At 60.1% G+C, this 15245-nt stretch carries 15 protein-coding genes and 1 pseudogene; 1 reads left to right on the top strand and 15 read right to left on the bottom strand.

The genetic code is table 11. The features are described 5' to 3' along the window. Positions 1–138: 138 nt before the first annotated feature. Genes ABIB91_RS24745 through ABIB91_RS24735 form a run of 3 tightly spaced genes read right to left on the bottom strand, consistent with a single transcriptional unit; the run spans position 139 to position 1045 of the window. Positions 139–321, bottom strand: a complete 183-nt coding sequence (locus tag ABIB91_RS24745; RefSeq protein WP_247503627.1) for a hypothetical protein — start codon at positions 319–321, stop codon at positions 139–141. Between the two features lie 41 nt (positions 322–362). Continuing rightward, the gene (locus ABIB91_RS24740; protein ID WP_354163367.1) at positions 363–668 is read right to left on the bottom strand and encodes a hypothetical protein; all 306 of its coding nucleotides are present in this window, start codon (positions 666–668) and stop codon (positions 363–365) included. Beyond that, a complete protein-coding gene (locus ABIB91_RS24735; protein ID WP_275169727.1) occupies positions 668–1045 on the bottom strand; it encodes a hypothetical protein in 378 nt (125 codons plus the stop codon). Before ABIB91_RS24735 ends, ABIB91_RS24740 begins: the two co-directional genes overlap by 1 nt. A 228-nt stretch (positions 1046–1273) precedes the next feature. On the opposite strand from ABIB91_RS24735, the pseudogene ABIB91_RS24730 reads away from it, so the two are divergent. Beyond that, positions 1274–2336: pseudogene (locus ABIB91_RS24730) on the top strand (IS110 family RNA-guided transposase). Between the two features lie 658 nt (positions 2337–2994). Here the strand turns inward: ABIB91_RS24730 and ABIB91_RS24725 are convergent. From ABIB91_RS24725 to ABIB91_RS24670, 12 genes are all read right to left on the bottom strand, one after another. Beyond that, complete coding sequence (locus ABIB91_RS24725; RefSeq protein ID WP_007591810.1) at positions 2995–3363, bottom strand: hypothetical protein; 369 nt, start codon at positions 3361–3363, stop codon at positions 2995–2997. Positions 3364–3806: 443 nt separating this feature from the next. Continuing rightward, positions 3807–4499 carry a helix-turn-helix domain-containing protein gene (locus ABIB91_RS24720; RefSeq protein WP_354163370.1) on the bottom strand — a complete coding sequence of 231 codons (693 nt, stop codon included), beginning with the start codon at positions 4497–4499 and terminating at the stop codon, positions 3807–3809. A gap of 795 nt (positions 4500–5294) precedes the next feature. Further along, complete coding sequence (locus tag ABIB91_RS24715) at positions 5295–6806, bottom strand: arylsulfatase (RefSeq protein WP_007591814.1); 1512 nt, start codon at positions 6804–6806, stop codon at positions 5295–5297. A gap of 233 nt (positions 6807–7039) precedes the next feature. Then, positions 7040–7330 carry a hypothetical protein gene (locus ABIB91_RS24710; protein ID WP_354163373.1) on the bottom strand — a complete coding sequence of 97 codons (291 nt, stop codon included), beginning with the start codon at positions 7328–7330 and terminating at the stop codon, positions 7040–7042. A gap of 260 nt (positions 7331–7590) precedes the next feature. Then, complete coding sequence (locus tag ABIB91_RS24705; protein WP_502917014.1) at positions 7591–9261, bottom strand: arylsulfatase; 1671 nt, start codon at positions 9259–9261, stop codon at positions 7591–7593. 114 nt (positions 9262–9375) lie between these two features. Further along, on the bottom strand, positions 9376–10368 hold the full coding sequence (locus ABIB91_RS24700; protein WP_354163377.1) for a formylglycine-generating enzyme family protein: 993 nt from the start codon (positions 10366–10368) through the stop codon (positions 9376–9378). A gap of 405 nt (positions 10369–10773) precedes the next feature. Beyond that, complete coding sequence (locus ABIB91_RS24695; protein WP_354163379.1) at positions 10774–10935, bottom strand: hypothetical protein; 162 nt, start codon at positions 10933–10935, stop codon at positions 10774–10776. Between the two features lie 718 nt (positions 10936–11653). Further along, positions 11654–12199: a cupin domain-containing protein gene (locus ABIB91_RS24690; protein ID WP_354163383.1), complete on the bottom strand. Its 546-nt coding sequence runs from the start codon at positions 12197–12199 to the stop codon at positions 11654–11656. A 168-nt stretch (positions 12200–12367) separates the two neighbouring features. Further along, positions 12368–13072 (bottom strand): GrlR family regulatory protein, encoded by a 705-nt coding sequence (locus ABIB91_RS24685; protein WP_354163385.1) that lies wholly within the window; start codon positions 13070–13072, stop codon positions 12368–12370. Positions 13073–13349: 277 nt separating this feature from the next. After that, positions 13350–13499 carry a hypothetical protein gene (locus tag ABIB91_RS24680; protein WP_007591825.1) on the bottom strand — a complete coding sequence of 50 codons (150 nt, stop codon included), beginning with the start codon at positions 13497–13499 and terminating at the stop codon, positions 13350–13352. 208 nt (positions 13500–13707) lie between these two features. Next, the gene (locus tag ABIB91_RS24675) at positions 13708–14529 is read right to left on the bottom strand and encodes a tetratricopeptide repeat protein (RefSeq protein WP_354163387.1); all 822 of its coding nucleotides are present in this window, start codon (positions 14527–14529) and stop codon (positions 13708–13710) included. Positions 14530–14561: 32 nt separating this feature from the next. Further along, positions 14562–15245, bottom strand: coding sequence for a substrate-binding domain-containing protein (locus ABIB91_RS24670; protein ID WP_354163389.1), 684 nt, complete (start codon positions 15243–15245; stop codon positions 14562–14564).

Raw genomic sequence — 15245 nt, 5'->3', positions numbered from 1 at the left:
GGCCCATCATGGATCGACCTCGCCGAGATTCGCGTCAACACAACGGAATCACGCTTCGTGACTTGTCTCAACCGACTTTTGCAACAAAATCGGCCAGAAGCTGACGTTTAGGCGCAACACCGTCCAGTTTGTAGGACCTCAGATGAGGTGGAAGGTAATTGCGATTAAGAAGAACACGACCAGTCCGATGCCAACCATCTTGAAGATGTAGGCATCCTCGACATCTCGCCCAAGCCATTCGAAATCTGGCCCCCACAGGACGGTTGCGACAAACCCTAGAACGAACGTAGTGATCACCAGCATCGCGTAAATGGTGCCCATTAATGAGCTTTCATTGGCCTGCCCGATTTCGCGGGATCATATCAACGACGGTCCGTCGCGGCGATGACACCAAATACGCCGATAAACAACCCGGCAAAAATCGAAACGAGTAATACCAAACAGTCCGCTGTGACGGCAGTAAATTCCGAACCTAGAACGCGACTTAATAGAAGCAGCAGCAGCAGAAAAAATCCCAAGCAGAGCACCGGCAAAAGCGCACGCCGCCGCGCCGCGAGCCGCTGAGTAGCGCTGGCCACCCGAAAGTCCTGCAACAAGTTCCAGAACCGACGAGACGATACGTGGGCACTCAGGGCTCCTACGATCAAGCAGGCAGTGAGGAAGTACATCAGGCATTGCCTCGCGCTGAAAAACGCGAAGAGGCGTTTACCCAAAGTCCGATGTTGATGGCGATCTGGAGGGTGGCCATTATGAGGAATGCGCTGACGACTGCCGACAGAGACCGCCCATCAACGGCATATTGCTTGTAAAGGTTCTGACTGGAAAAGGCCATCAGGCCAACGCTATACGCTGCATATGCCACGGAAAATGCGCGCCAGAATTTGCGCGGCAAAAAGTCAATCTCAAATGCCATAAGTACAAGACCGGCCGCCGATAGCGCGCTCATCATCAGGTGGATAAGTCCTGTCGAAGTGTAAGGTTCTGAGTCCGCAAAACTCCAACCCGTGAGCACGACAATTAGCAGTGCAAAGAGCTTCCAACCCACGCCGACTTCTCCCGCCTTTACCGCGACCTTGGGTAGAAGGAGCGGGTGAATTTCTCGCTTACGTGTTTGGTTTAGCTTTGGTTGCGGCGATTGCTTAAAAGCTTCAGATCCGATGAACCGGGCACGAAGTGAGCGCTAGTTTGAGTCCGCTAATGGAATGGTCCGGCCGTGCTCCGGCCCTGCCAGTACGAGAAGCTGGCAAGGGGCGCCCAAGACAAGGAGCACGCCATGTCTCAGAAACTCGACGCTTCGCCCGCCGTCATCGGCATCGATATCGGCAAGAACTCGTTCCACATCATTGGCCAGCATCAGCGCGGCGGCATCGTGCTGCGGCAGAAGTGGTCGCGCGGCCAGGTGGAAACGCGGCTCGCCAACCTGCCGCCGTGCTTGATCGGCATGGAGGCCTGCGTCGGCGCGCATCACCTCAGTCGCAAGCTGCAAACGCTTGGCCACGACGCCCGCTTGATGCCGGCGAAATACGTGCGCCCCTATTCGAAGGGACAGAAGAATGACTTCCGAGATGCGGAAGCCATCGCCGAGGCGGTCCAACGCCGACCATGAAGTTCGTCGCAACCAAGACCGCCGACCAGCTCGACCTGCAGGCGCTGCACCGCGTGCGCGAGCGATTAGTCGGTCAGCGCACCGGCGTCATCAATCAGATCCGTGCGTTCCTGCTGGAGCGGGGCATCGCCGTGCGGCAAGGCCTGCGCTCCCTGCGGTCCGAGTTGCCGGGTATCCTCGCGACGCGCACCGATGTGCTCTCGCCTCGCATGTTGCGCATCATCGAGGATCTGGCGGGTGACTGGCGCCGGCTGGATGAGCGTATCGAGGACCTCTCCAGCGAAATCGAGGCATTGGCCCGTCAAGACAAAGGCTGCGAGCGACTGATGACGGTGCCCGGCATTGGCCCGATCATCTCGATCGCGATGGTGGCTGCGATCGGCACTGGAGACGTGTTCTCGAAAGGCCGCGACTTCGGCGCCTGGCTTGGACTGGTGCCGAAGCAGATATCGACCGGCGACCGCACGATCCTCGGCAAGATATCAAGGCGCGGCAATCGCTACCTGCGCGCGCTGTTTGTGCAGGCCGCGTGGGTTGTGCTGGTCAAGGTCAAGGGTTGGGAGCCTATGGCCTCAAATCTTGGATCGAAGCCGCCAAGAAACGATTGCACCACAACGTGCTGGCGATTGCGCTCGCCAACAAGCTCGCCCGGATCGCCTGGGCGGTTCTCAACAAGGGACGCGCCTTCGAGTGCGTCAACACGGAGGAGACGGCGTCCCGAGCTGCCTGATCCTCGCACCGTGCTCGGGGCCGTCAAGGCGCGGCCTGACCGCGGTAGAGCAAGACGTCAGGACAGCACGACGGCCGGCCTTGACGGCCCTTGCGCGCGGCGCGTCTGCGCGCGCAGGCCGGGACAAAGGAACGACCGCCAGGCACGAACTAAGGAACAGCACGAGGTGAGGTGCGATCGATGACGTAACCAACATCCCTTACCCGCCGAGGTCTGCGAGAGGAATGAGACAACGATGGAGGATCGGTCTTCCCGGCGCATGCGAACACTGGTGACCCGAATGGCCCGTTCGAGGCCTGTCCGCTAATTAGCTCGAATGCGCGCTGATATCCATGATGGCCCGGAGCACAACACGCTCCAATCAGAGGCCGGATACATTGATGCAAGACCGCATCTGCCAGGTTGACGAAACCTCTTGCAACGCGCGGCCGGGTCAATCGCGTTGGTTTCGAGCTCAGCCGCAAACTTCCGGTCCGCCTTGAGAACCGACATGACGAGCCGCCCCTCGGACGGCGGCGATGGGCCAGAAGCAGTCATCAGCTCCCGCAGACTGACGCCTGCCTGGCTCCACGCTGTCGCCCACTCAGGACGAGTGCCACCCTCAGGCTGAATCAGACGGCCCTGTGGGGCCGTCTGATTCAGCCTTAGAGCGGATGACCTATTGGCAGAGATGCCGCAGACCGTCAGCACCCTTGAAATAGGTGCCGGGCTTACAGACGATGCCGTTGCGGGCAGCATACGCATTCCAGTTGCCGTGCCAGCCCATCTCGCCGGACATGGCGTAGGAATTGCCCCAGCTGCCGACGGTAGCGTCGGCCGCCGCCGGCTGGCGATACGCCGTTCGCCGAGTTGATTGCCGATATCGATAACCTCCGGTGGGAGTACTCCCGGTTCCTAAACCCGTGCAGCTGGCGAATTCAGCTTGGCATTCGTCCGGATTGGAGAGGGCCGCCTGCGCCAGTGCAGCAGAGCTGGACAGGGCGGATGCCGCAACAACGACCGCGCCAAGAACTTTCAGATTTATCATGGCTTCCTCCTTGCGCTTGAACCGTGGCCCAATGCCACGTCTCGTAGTAGTCGGTCGGCCTTTGCGAGCCTGTGCTACTTCGGTAAAACTCGCACCGCCAAGATTGGGACTGCCTTGGGTCAAAATGCGAAGAACTCAACTTTGAGCAAATCCAATCGGCTTCAATTCATCTTCTCACGCAGCTTCCGGATGATTTCGCGAAGGTCATTCGCGTACTCCTCAACGATCCGGCGCGCCTCCTCCAAGCGCGTTGGTTTGGGCTCGGGCTTATCGGATCCGGACGGCTTGTTCATCACAGAGCCTTGAACCTGGATCGCGGCAATCCATTGAGCTAAATCAATGGGCTCATCGCTTTAGCTCCTCTCAGTAAATAGTCGCGGTCATCGGTGTGGAGGGACTGTGTATCTCTCATCGTCGCCAGCACGGCCCGTCGCATTTTGGTATCAGGGTTGTGCCGGTCCTTGCGGATCGAAATCGGCAAGCCGCCGCCTGTCGTTTAACATGATCTCTCGCTGATCGTGGTCTAGGAACGTAAGGACGCCCGCTTTACGCAAGCTAGATAGCGCGCGAGAAACCGTTTCGAGCGTCAAGCCGAGATAGTCCGCAATGTCGAGACGAGTCATGGGGAGCGACATCTTGTCTGCTCCCGTGCGGAAATCCATCTCAAGTAAGAAGGCGGCGACCCTTTCTACCGCGGTCTTGCGGCCCAGAAGCAGCATATGGTTTTCTGCGTGCTCCAGGTTGCGGGTGATCATGCTGAGTAGGTTGTGCGAGACGACCGCGTCTTTTGCGGCTACCAATTGAAGGCTTTCTCGCTTAATCAGGCGCACGACGGTTTCGACGACCGCCTCTGCGGTAAATCGATGCTCATCGCCGTTTTCAAGCCCGAAGATATCGCCCACTAAGTGAAAGGCGCCGATTTGACGCCGACCGTCCGAGAGCAACTTGTAACTTCGCACCGCACCATGCTTGACTTGATAGACATACACAGCGGGCTCTTTTTCGCCGAAGATTTCAGTGCCTTTTCGGTATGTAAACTCACCGAGGCCGATAATTCGGTTGAATGCACTCGTCAAACCGAATTCATCGAGCGTATTGGGCTGAGGTCGTCGATCCGTTGGGATACGCACAAACATGGCCAGTTCCCCTTCCGCATCAATTCTTTTTCCGTATCAATTCTTTGAATAATCCTCTCTCGCCCGCTGGTCGTTCGACGAGCGACCATATTCATTGGATATCCCTCAGGTCATTGTACCAAGGTACAATGTCAGGTTGCTGGCGCCACCGCCGGGCGAATGGCGTAACCACTGCGTTATGGATCAATTGCGAGATTTACTCCTCGGGCAATGACTTCCGGTCTAATTCCGCCTCCTGACGTCTGCTGCGCCGCGCAAACTGAAGCAATGGGCCACGAGCGGATGCAGCGTTGAATCGCTAAAGTCCGAAGCACTCCACACCGGGGTCTGATCCTACTGCTCGCAGGCCATGATCAGCTCAGTGCTACTTTCAGAGCGCGCCCGGTTGAGCAGGTGGACTGGGCCAATCCGATCGTAGGTTGTTTGGGTTATTTCGATCGAACAAGTCCTGCCTTACAAGGCCGCTTGGGCGATCATCAATTGCGGGTGGAATTCGGCGAGTGTCGTGAATTGGGGCGCCCCCGAATCCGGGCCGTGCGATGCAAGCAACCGGATAGCCAGCGTATTGGCAACAGACTACGTCACTCGCCCTTCCAGGGCTTCCAGCGAACCCAATTATTAGCAATGCCGACAGCGCGATTGATCGTTTCATTTCGGTCTCCTGTGGCGAACCGACTCCCCTACAGCGACATCGGATCAGGGCGGCAGAAAAGCCCCACGGCGTTATGTTGGCGGCACCCAATATTGCTCAAGAATGTCCGCAACGGTCAGAAGCGGACAAACCGCCGAGCCAGTTTAACCGCCGCTACGAAATTGCGTGATGTTCGGCGGTGGTGGATTTGGATGTTTCTTGAGGGTCGCTAAATACTCTTCGACAGTTTTGAGCGCAGGACCCGATACCCAGCCAAACATTGCCGCGACGATGAGGTCCTCGTGCGGATCCATTTCAATGTTGTAAATCTTCGGGTAGCCGGCCATCGGCGCACTCGCGGAGAACATGCCGGGCTGCCGCTGTGGTCCGATGCCGGTCGGATGGACGTCCGTGAAGTAGATACGCCACTGTTTCCAGCGCGCGGCGACGAGATCTCCACCGATAAAGCTCAAGAGGCTTTCGCGAGGCGCTGTCGCCGTGTTGCCCAACAGGAGATCGGCTTGATTGATCCCGTCGATCTGGCGGTCTGTTGGCATCTTGGCACCGACGATGTGGGCAAAGGTCGGCAGGAAATCCATGATCGAGAACATGGCGTATGTGGTTGTGTTTGCCTTGACTTTGCCGGGCCACCGGATGATCCCCGCCGTCCGTATTGCTCCTTCAGTGACTTCGCCTAACTCTCCGCGAAACGGACCTGAATTACCCATATCAGGCGTTCCCTGGTTGCCGTGTTCTCGCGCGGTCTGGCCCTGGGGGCCATTGTCCGAGGCAAAGACAACGATTGTGTTGTCGTCAATGCCGAGTTGCTTCAGCGTATCTAGGATTTGTCCGACGTGATAGTCTCCCTCCATCAACTTGTCGCCGTAGTTGCCGATCCGTGATTTTCCTTTGAACTGTTGAGAAGGCAAGTTTGGAAAGTGCCCCATTGAAAAAGGAAGATAGAGAAAAAAGGGCTGTCCCGATGCTCTCTGGCGCCTCATAAAATCGATTGATCTGTCCACGAACTCATCGTCGATGTTGGCGCGGACGTCCTCGGTAAATGGCTTGACCGCCTGTAGCGGGCCTCCGGCCTTCGCCTCAACGATCTGCGGCCCAGTCTTCAGCAGTGTCTCGTACGGCTCATTGATTGAGTGCGTGAGCGCGATTGTAGCCGGGTATGTTGCTGCATCCCAGCTAATGTCCGGCGGGATACCGTAGAACTCATCAAAGCCGTGCGCGGTCGGCAGACTTTGAGGCGCACTTCCAAGGTGCCATTTCCCGAAGATCGCAGTCGCATAACCAACGCTCTTGAACATCTCGCCCATGGTGAAGGCATTAGCGGGAAGCGTATAGGGACTACCCTCAATAGCGATCAGCGACAGACCGTTTCGGATCGAATATTGCCCAGTCATCAGCGCTGCACGGGAGGGGGTACACGCCGGTTCCACCAGGAACTGTGTGAGGCGCAATCCGTCTCGAGCCATTGCATCGAGATGCGGCGTCGATGCCCCACGCAACTCGCCGCCGCCATAGCACCCAAGGTCGCCGTAACCGACATTATCGGCGAGAATGAAAACAATGTTGGGCTTATTGTTTTGCTGCGCAAAGGCTGTCGCCGAACCCATCAACGCAAGCAGCACCACCGCCGAGGCGAAGTGCTTGACCGAGTTTTGCATGCGAAACTCCGGAAGATGCTGCGTAACCATTCTAGAGAAAGCCTAACCTCGAAGCTATCCGAAATCCGCGCCAATGTCCGCATTGCGGCGGTAAGACGCCAACCTGGATCGGCGTCCGGCTTGCCTCTGACAGCCGATATGACACATGTTCAACCGGCCTTCGGCCAGGAGCCCAGAAGCTGACATCGATTGCTTATCTCGCATGGCCACCAGGGGCAGATGAAGTGCGTCGCTTACAGCAGCGGTTCGACCTTCGCCGCCATGTCGGGAGAGCGGGTGACCCGATATGTTGCGTTGCTGCACTTCAGGATCCAGACGGCCCGATCCGGACGCGAGCGTTTTGCATCCCTTGAGGCACCGAGCGGTTTGTCACAGGTGAAACCTTGCAAGCGAATCTGCGCTGCCAGCATCGACCGCGGCGTTTCGGCTGCAACCCGCGGTGCTGTTGCCTGTTGCGCCTGCACCAACGGGCTGAAAACTAGAGCTGCGGTAGCCAGCAGTATTGACCCAAGCGGTCTGTACATGACGGCAATCCTTATTGCAGTTCTCTCGAACGCGGCAGAGCAAGTGCATCATCGGCTTGTCAGCGTCGCGTTGACGGATTGGATCGTCCGATAGTCTTGGGGCAGCAAAATTGGAGTAGCAGCCTTGGGGCGTCAGCAGCCTTGGGGATCATCGGAGTTGAAGGGACGGCACCCGACGCTGACACAATTGTGCTTGCAACGGGCGGCTTTTTTCAAGACCGCCCGCTTAGACATCATCAAGGCATACTATCCCGCCTCGTTCACTCGCTCTGATGGCCGGACTTCTTCATTTCAGCAAGGATACCATCGAGGTTGTAAGTTTCCGGCGCCTGCATCGGAGGGAAGTCCTTGTAAGAGAATAGCTCCTTTTCCCAGAGAAGTTGGCCGAGGGGCAGGATATTCCAGTCATACAGGTAGGCGGTGCTCGGCGAGCCGATCGAACCGGCATAGCCCAGCAACGATTTGGCATCGGAGCCGACCGTCTGCTCGAATGGGTCACGCTTGATGTTGGCGACCTGCGTCCAATGGAAGCTCTGCGCTCCGAACAACCCGCCGGTCCCGGTGTCCGGCACCATCGTGTAGTACATCTTCCAGTTCTTGTAGCGTACCGCCGATGGCTGCGCGCCGGTGTAGTAGAAGAAGACCTCGCGCGCGGATTTATCCGTGCCTTCGAGATAGGCGCGCTGATCGACGCCGTCGAGCGTTGTCTTGACGATGCCGGGGTAGCTTCCAGCCTCGATCTGCTTCTTCAAAGCGTCGCCCTTCGGCCCGCCGGCGATGTCGACCAACGTCGGCAGCCAGTCGAGTGCCGACATCATCTCGCTCTTGACCGTGCCCGGCTTGATGTGGCCCGGCCAGCGAACGACCATCGGGGCACGCATGCCGCCTTCCCAGGTGGTCAGCTTGCCGCCCTTGAAAAGGGTGGTGCCGCCGTCAGGAAAAGTGATGTTCTCGGCGCCGTTGTCTGTCGTGAAGACGATGATGGTATTGTCAAGCTGGCCCATGTCTTCGAGTTTCTTGAGGACATAGCCGATATTGTCGTCCATCTGCTTCATGCCGGCCTCGTTGAGGCCCCAGTCCTTGCCACCCGGCTCGCCAATCATCGCCTCGTATTTCGGCGGCAGCACGGTCGTGATGTGCATGCGCGCCGGGTTGTACCAGACGAAGAACGGCTTGTTGGTCTTCTTGGGATCGTTGCGATCAAGATAGTCGATGACCTTGGCTGAGATTTCTTCGTCCACGCTTCGTGAACGGTCGAGCGTCAAGGGACCTTCGTCCTTGCAGGTCTGGTTTGCCTGTGAGCCGTCCGACGACTTGCACGCAAGCACCGGCCGCGGCGGCGTCAGGCACGTCGTTGTTCGAGGATCCACGGCGCCGGGGACCTCGGTAAGGCCCGGGACCGGGGTTGCCTTGCACGGCGGCGCAATGCCTTGCACGGTCGGGCTCTTGTTGATGTCCGGGAAACTCACCCCCTGCATCGCGTCGAGGTGATACAGGTACCCCCAGAACTCCTGGAAACCATGGGCGGTTGGTAGCGCCTCGGGATTGTCACCAAGATGATTCTTGCCGAACTCGCCAGTGTTGTAACCGAGGTCGAGCAAGAACTTGGCAACGGCGGGCGTACCGGGCCGCAGCCACGACGGGCTGCCGGGCAATTGCGGAGGAATCATGCCGGTGCGCAGCGGGTGCATGCCGGTGAAAAACGCGTTGCGGCCGGCGGTGCAGCTCTGCTCCGCATAATAGGTCATGAAGAGCGCGCCCTCGTTTCCGATGCGGTCGATGTTCGGTGTCTCTCCGACCATCAAACCGCGATGGTAGATGCTGGGCTGCATGATGCCGATATCGTCGCCCATGATGAAGAGGATATTGGGCTTTTGCGCCGGCTGTGCAGCCACCGGCGTGCTGACCAATCCCGACGACGGTATCATCATCGTCGCACCGAGCAGCGCTGCGCTGGACCGCTTGAGCCAGCTTTGCTTCTTGCGTGGCGTTGCGACCAAAAGCTTGTCATCAAATACGCAATTCAACATGGCATCGCTCTCCCATTAAGATGCGTCAGAGGTTCCTCGCCTGATGCACCGAAATCCAAGATGACTTGTGGAAGTGTCGATCGGCTCCGCATGCCGCGCAGCCGGCCGGTAGCGTCGGCAATAATTCGGCGCGCACAAATGCGAGCCGCCTTTGATGACCTTGCGTGGAATCTTGACGTTGGTCGTTCTCGGGTCGCAGCTATCGGCCTCGTGGCCGCCGCGCGGGTTCTCGGGAATGCAGCAGGCTTTTGCAGCGTCGGCTCCATGCCGAGGCGAGTACCAGTCCGACGTCCACTCCCAGACATTGCCGATCAGATCGTGCAGCCCGTACCCGTTCGGCGGGAATGCCGTGACCGGCGATGTCCGGTCGAATCCGTCGTCCCTGGTGTTTTGGCGCGGAAATTCGCCCTGCCAGGTGTTGGCCATATGACGGCCGTCGGGCGTAAATTCATCTCCCCACGCGAACTCGGCGCCGTCCAGTCCGCCGCGCGCCGCAAATTCCCATTCCGCCTCGGTCGGCAAATCCTTGCCGGCCCATCTTGCGTAGGCGAGCGCATCGCTGAAGGCCACATGCACAACGGGATGATCGTCGAGCCCCTGGATTTTGCTCCCCGGTCCGTAGGGATGCCGCCAGTCCGCGCTTTTGGCGAACGTCCACCACTGGCTGAAGTCCCGCAGGCTGACCGGATGGTTGGGCGGCGAGAACACCAGCGAGCCCGCATAGACCATGTGCGGGAGCATCCCGGGATAGTCCTTTGGATCGGGCGTGATCTCGGCAACGGTGACGTGGCCGGTAGCCTTGGCGAACGCCTTGAACTGCCGGTTCGTGACGGGATGGCAATCCATCCAGAACGCATCGACACTGACGCGGTGAACCGGAGCTTCCTCCGGATAGTGCCGATCCGACCCCATGCGAAACGTGCCGCCCGGCACATACAGCATCCCCCCACCTGCTGGATGCTCGAACGATTGTCCGCCCGACGACGATTTCGTCTCAGCCAGGTGCATCACGATCTCCTGGCCCATGCATCAGCGGCTTGCGTGGATTCACTTGTGACTCTGTTTATTTGCGACGCTGTTTCGCTTGATATGCATTTTCCGGTACTGGGTCCTTTGACCGAGGCTGAGACGTACGCAAAACTAAACGACACACCTCAGGATTGATCTAGATCAAAGGATGTCCGACTCGCGTCATGCGAGTCGAATTGGTCGCGTCTCCGCCACGTCCGGTCTGGCCTCAACGCTACCGCCAGCTTCGCCTTCGGGCCAACCGCGTCAGCAGCATTGACTCAGTTGCCGTCTGCGAATTGGTGACGGGGTGAGCAACAAGCGTTATGTGATTTGTGTCGCAGAAGGGTTATCCGGGATTTGGCGTTCTGGTCGAGTGGACGGTGCCATGGAAAACCTGACGCATTATCCTGTTCTGGTGTTCGCGGTGGCCTTTGTTTCGCGCCGCTGTCGGCGGTGCCGGTGGCGTTCGGTGATGACTTCGGCGATGATCTCGCCGTCGCGCTCGACATAGCTTCCGAGATGCGCGAAGGCCGAATTGCCGCCCAGCAGCTTGCCGTCATGCATGCACATGATGCTGCGGCCGAAGGCATCGTTGCCCCTCCTCGCCGTTTGGGAGCGGACATGATCAGCTCGCTCTAGTGAATTAGCCAAGGGCCAACAGGCGACATCGCAGGCTTAGCGCTGACATGAAAGAGGCCGCCCGTTGGAGCGGCCTCAACTTGTTCTGTCGCGCCAACTTCGCCATCAGCGAACGGTGCCGCTCACTCTGTCGTACGATTGAGCGCTGCACCATTGAGAAGTGGCATTTAGATCCCAAGCCCACTTCTTTCCGGCTGCCTGGCAAGCTTCGAAAGTGGCCCACTTGGGAGGCCAAGGCTCACCTGGATTCCATACCGGCGCTGTCTGTGGTTTCTGGATCTTTTGAGTATCGCGGGCATTCGCCGGCGCCACCGACAAGATCGCGACAACGATACCCATGGACAAAAGTGCCGAGACTTTCACTGCCATGTCCTCCTAGATTTCCGGGACAGCAAACGCTATCCCAAGAGGCATGATAGCACATTTTCAACCAATAGGATTCCGAACGTCGTTCTTCTTCGGGTCAAAGGCGGCGGTCGGCCGCCGAGTGGGACGACTTCCGCTCTACCTTTCGCTCCGCACATGTCGCCGCCGTGTGCCAGCCATCGCGATGGGCCACAAGCGATCACCGGCGAAAAGGAACGGCCGCCTCGACTCTGCGGCGGCCGCCTCCATTCTTGGCTGTCAGTCAGGCGGATGTGCCTCACATCTTGACGATCTCGGTGCGATATTTCGGCAGCAGGGCCGCGATCAGTTTTCCCTTCTCGGCCATCTCTTCCGGGGTCGGCTTCGGCGGCGGCGATGTGCGGCCTTCGACGGGGAAACCGACCGCCAGAAAGAATTCATCCTGTCCTGCCGGCGTACACATGCAGAGCATGCGAGCCGTCTTGCCGGACAGGTTCTTAAACGCGTGTGGGGCGTTCGCCGGAACGTTGACGGTCGATCCCGCGCGTACGGTGTGCGACTTACCGCGAAAAGTGAACTCGAGTTCGCCTTCGAGCAGCGAGAACATTTCCTCGAAGTCGTGGCGATGCGGCGGGGGGCCACCGCCGGCGGGCACCAGCATATCGACCAGGCAATAGCGTCCCGCGGTCTGCGCGCCCGACACCAGGATCGTGTAAGTGCCGCCCGCCACCGAGATATGCGGCACTCCGGCGCCGTCGGGATCGGCTACCGTCAGGACGCGACCAGGATCGTCGGCGGGGATCGAGGAAGCAGACGGAGCATTCGCAGGAGAGGTGTCGGTCATCTCGACCTCGTTTCCATGATTTTGAGGAGAGGCACCTTACCATCACAACCGGTGTCTTTTTCGAGGCCGGATGTCCGCTTCGGGTCCACTTGCCGACTTCGCAGGGAGTCGCACTTCAGGCCTGCGCTACTCTCTCAAGCAGACATCCCAGATCTCTAAGTAACCGCCCTACGCCCTTCGCATCAGTTTGAGCGATGCCGCCAGCCGCAGGCTGCGCTTGCCGGCAAGTGCGATGCCTTCGAGCTCGCCGCTATCGGCAGTGCAGGTCCCGGAGAAGCCGATCCCGACCTCGTAGCCGCCGAACACGGGGTTCTCGCCTTTCGCCGGCGTGTGCTCCTGGTTGAGCATCTCGCCCTTCCAGCGACCGTCAGCCGAGGAATAGGCGCCGAGATAGTAGAAGAACGCATCGCCGCCCAGGATGCGGCCGTCGATCAGCAGCATGACGCCGGAGAGCCCGGCGTCGACGCCGTCGAGCGCGCGCAGATGGATCGCATAGAGCCCGTTCACGACACCGCCCGGACCGATCGTCCCCTGCGGCGGCAATCCCTCGTCATCGAGCCGCGTGAGATTGGCCCAGAAACCGGCGCCCGGCATCGTGTCCGCGCTGCCCGCGAGACGGATCTGGTTGCCAACGAGCCGGCCGCGCGCGCCGATCGCGGCGACGTCAGCCCCCATCAGCGGCTTGTAGTTGGGATCGTCGTTATGCCGTTCGGTGATGACTTCGGCGATGATCTCGCCGTCGCGCTCGACATAGCTTCCGAGATGCGCGAAGGCCGAATTGCCGCCCAGCAGCTTGCCGTCATGCATGCACATGATGCTGCGGCCGAAGGCATCGTTGACGCCGTATTCAACCTTGTAGAGCCCGTCCAGCAACGCAATTGACCCGGAAATATCAGAAGGAAAGCACGCGCTACCTAGCACCGCCGTCGCACCAAGGCCATCGGGCTTTTTCGCGCAGGGCCATTCGCGGAGCCACACCTGCCATGATGCCATCATGCGCCTGTTTTGCCCGACGGCGCAATCGATTTCGGCGTTTCCGCAGATGGCGATCACACCATTTGCAGGCCTGTGATTTCAACCACTTGGCTACTGTGCATGGGGTTGTTTTTCGCCTTTTTTGTTTGGCCGGTCGCGAACGGCTTCTCAGGCGCTAGTGTCGCTTGAAATACTGCACCTCGCGCTCATGCTTCTCGGCCGCCGCGCGGCTCCTGAACGTGCCGAGGTTGCGGCGCTTGCCGGTCTTGGGATTCACCTTGCGCGAATAGAGCCGATATTCGCCCGATGCGAGCTTGCGGATCATGGTTGCGCCTCCTGCTGTCGAGGATTCAACGGACCGTGTCCAGGCTGGTTCCTGACGCATTCGAACCCGTCGACACAAGCACGCGACAAAGTGAGCATGGAGCAGTCACGGCCATCGGCGGCGGACGAAACATGATCCGGAAAGGTGCGCAGCGGTTTTCCGGAAAGATCATGCTCGCAAATAACTCTAAAGCGCGTTCACCGCGCTTTTAGAAGCACAGCGTGGTGACGAGCTTGCCCTGCTTGTCCTTGATCGCATAGGGACAGCGCAACCGCTCCAGCGCCTGCTTGGCATCCGCGTCGCCGAGCGCTGCGGCGCGCTCGTAATAGGATTTCGCGGCGTCCTTGTCCTTTGGCCCGCCGCGGCCTTCCTGTGCGAAGGCCCCCATCCGCTCCAGCGCGCCGGGATGGTTTTGCGCGGCAGCCTTCTCGAACAGCGCGCGCGCCGCGGCGTCGTCCTTCGCCCCGCCCGTGCCTTCGGAGAGCATCATGCCGAGCTGGTACTGCGCCTCCGCGTTGGTCTCGGCCGCCTTGCCGAGCAATGCGCGCGCCTGTGCGGGATCGGCCGGCGTGGCACCGCCGGTGCCGCCGAGCGCGGCGAGATTGCTGATGCCGCGGGGATTGCCGGCCTGCGCCGCCTTCTCGAACAATTTGCGCGCCTGCGCTTCATCCCTGGCGACGCCGGAGCCGGTGCCGTAGGCCACACCGAGCTCGACCATCGCCGCACTCGATCCCTTGTCGGCGGCCTTGCGCCAGGCAGCCATCGCTTCCGCCGGTTGCCGGTTGGCCGCATAAGCGCGGCCGAGCGCGAACATCGCGCGCCGCGACGACGGCGCGGCCTGCTTGCAAAACTTGAGGGCGGTCGCAACGTCGGAGGCCGCAATCTCCGTCACGCCCCTCATATCGGCTGGCTTGTCGGGATCACTGGGATCGGCGGCGACGCGGTCGCACAGGACGAGATCGGCCGATTGCGCATGCGCAGATAACGGCGCCGCAAGCGTGAGAAGGATGGCAACGAGGAAAGTCCGCATGGACGCCAGGTTGCGTCGTCGTCCCGGCAAATTCAAGGCTCGAGTCCCGATCGGCGCAGCACGGGGACGACCTCGGGCGATGCCAGATAGCGCAGCAGCCGATCCGCGGCGTCGGCGTGCTCGGCGTTTGTCATCCGGCCAGCGGAGAACACGGCCGGCGTTTGCAGATCGTGCGGAATCGGGCCGACCACCTCGATGCCCTCGACCTGCTTCAGCTCGCTGATCTGCTGCACGGCAAGGTCAGCCTCGCCGCTCACGAGCCGCTCCGCGGTAAAGCCCTGCTCGACGATGATGGCCTTGGCGTTGATCTCTGGCGCGATGCCCATCTGCGCGATCAACCGGGCGAAATAGACCCCGCTCGCACCCAGCCGCGAATAGGCCACGGACCGTCCCGCGAGCAGCGCCTTGCGCAGTGCGGTTTCCGTGGCGATGTCGGGATGTGCTTGCCCTGCCCGCACCGCGATGCCGACGAAGGAACGCGCGAGGTCGGCCGCGGTCCCTGAGACGACGCGGCCCTCGCCGACCATCTCGTCGAGCCCCTCGCGGGTGAGGATCACGAGATCGGCGCCCTCGCCGTCGCGCAGTCGTTTGAGCAGCGCCAGAGTCGGCGCGAAATCGGCATCGATGTGGACGCCGGTCGCGGTCTCGTAGGCGGAGGACAGGCTGCGCATCGCGCCCATCAGGCCGAGCGTCGAAAGCATGCGAATTTTTTCCAT

Origin of the sequence: Bradyrhizobium sp. JR4.3 (assembly GCF_040547695.1) — a bacterium.
GTDB classification, from domain to species: domain Bacteria; phylum Pseudomonadota; class Alphaproteobacteria; order Rhizobiales; family Xanthobacteraceae; genus Bradyrhizobium; species Bradyrhizobium canariense.
The sequence above is the reverse complement of the archived record's forward strand: the minus strand, read 5'-3'. Positions and strand labels throughout refer to the sequence as shown.

What these genes read in the sequence shown, in the direction of transcription:
- ABIB91_RS24745 (WP_247503627.1), bottom strand. Translation starts at nt 321, where the DNA reads ATGGGCACCATTTACGCGATGCTGGTGATCACTACGTTCGTTCTAGGG.
- ABIB91_RS24740 (WP_354163367.1), bottom strand. Translation starts at nt 668, where the DNA reads ATGTACTTCCTCACTGCCTGCTTGATCGTAGGAGCCCTGAGTGCCCAC.
- ABIB91_RS24725 (WP_007591810.1), bottom strand. Translation starts at nt 3,363, where the DNA reads ATGATAAATCTGAAAGTTCTTGGCGCGGTCGTTGTTGCGGCATCCGCC.
- ABIB91_RS24720 (WP_354163370.1), bottom strand. Translation starts at nt 4,499, where the DNA reads ATGTTTGTGCGTATCCCAACGGATCGACGACCTCAGCCCAATACGCTC.
- ABIB91_RS24715 (WP_007591814.1), bottom strand. Translation starts at nt 6,806, where the DNA reads ATGCAAAACTCGGTCAAGCACTTCGCCTCGGCGGTGGTGCTGCTTGCG.
- ABIB91_RS24710 (WP_354163373.1), bottom strand. Translation starts at nt 7,330, where the DNA reads ATGTACAGACCGCTTGGGTCAATACTGCTGGCTACCGCAGCTCTAGTT.
- ABIB91_RS24705 (WP_502917014.1), bottom strand. Translation starts at nt 9,261, where the DNA reads ATGATGATACCGTCGTCGGGATTGGTCAGCACGCCGGTGGCTGCACAG.
- ABIB91_RS24700 (WP_354163377.1), bottom strand. Translation starts at nt 10,368, where the DNA reads ATGCACCTGGCTGAGACGAAATCGTCGTCGGGCGGACAATCGTTCGAG.
- ABIB91_RS24695 (WP_354163379.1), bottom strand. Translation starts at nt 10,935, where the DNA reads ATGCATGACGGCAAGCTGCTGGGCGGCAATTCGGCCTTCGCGCATCTC.
- ABIB91_RS24690 (WP_354163383.1), bottom strand. Translation starts at nt 12,199, where the DNA reads ATGACCGACACCTCTCCTGCGAATGCTCCGTCTGCTTCCTCGATCCCC.
- ABIB91_RS24680 (WP_007591825.1), bottom strand. Translation starts at nt 13,499, where the DNA reads ATGATCCGCAAGCTCGCATCGGGCGAATATCGGCTCTATTCGCGCAAG.
- ABIB91_RS24675 (WP_354163387.1), bottom strand. Translation starts at nt 14,529, where the DNA reads ATGCGGACTTTCCTCGTTGCCATCCTTCTCACGCTTGCGGCGCCGTTA.
- ABIB91_RS24670 (WP_354163389.1), bottom strand. Translation starts at nt 15,245, where the DNA reads ATGGAAAAAATTCGCATGCTTTCGACGCTCGGCCTGATGGGCGCGATG.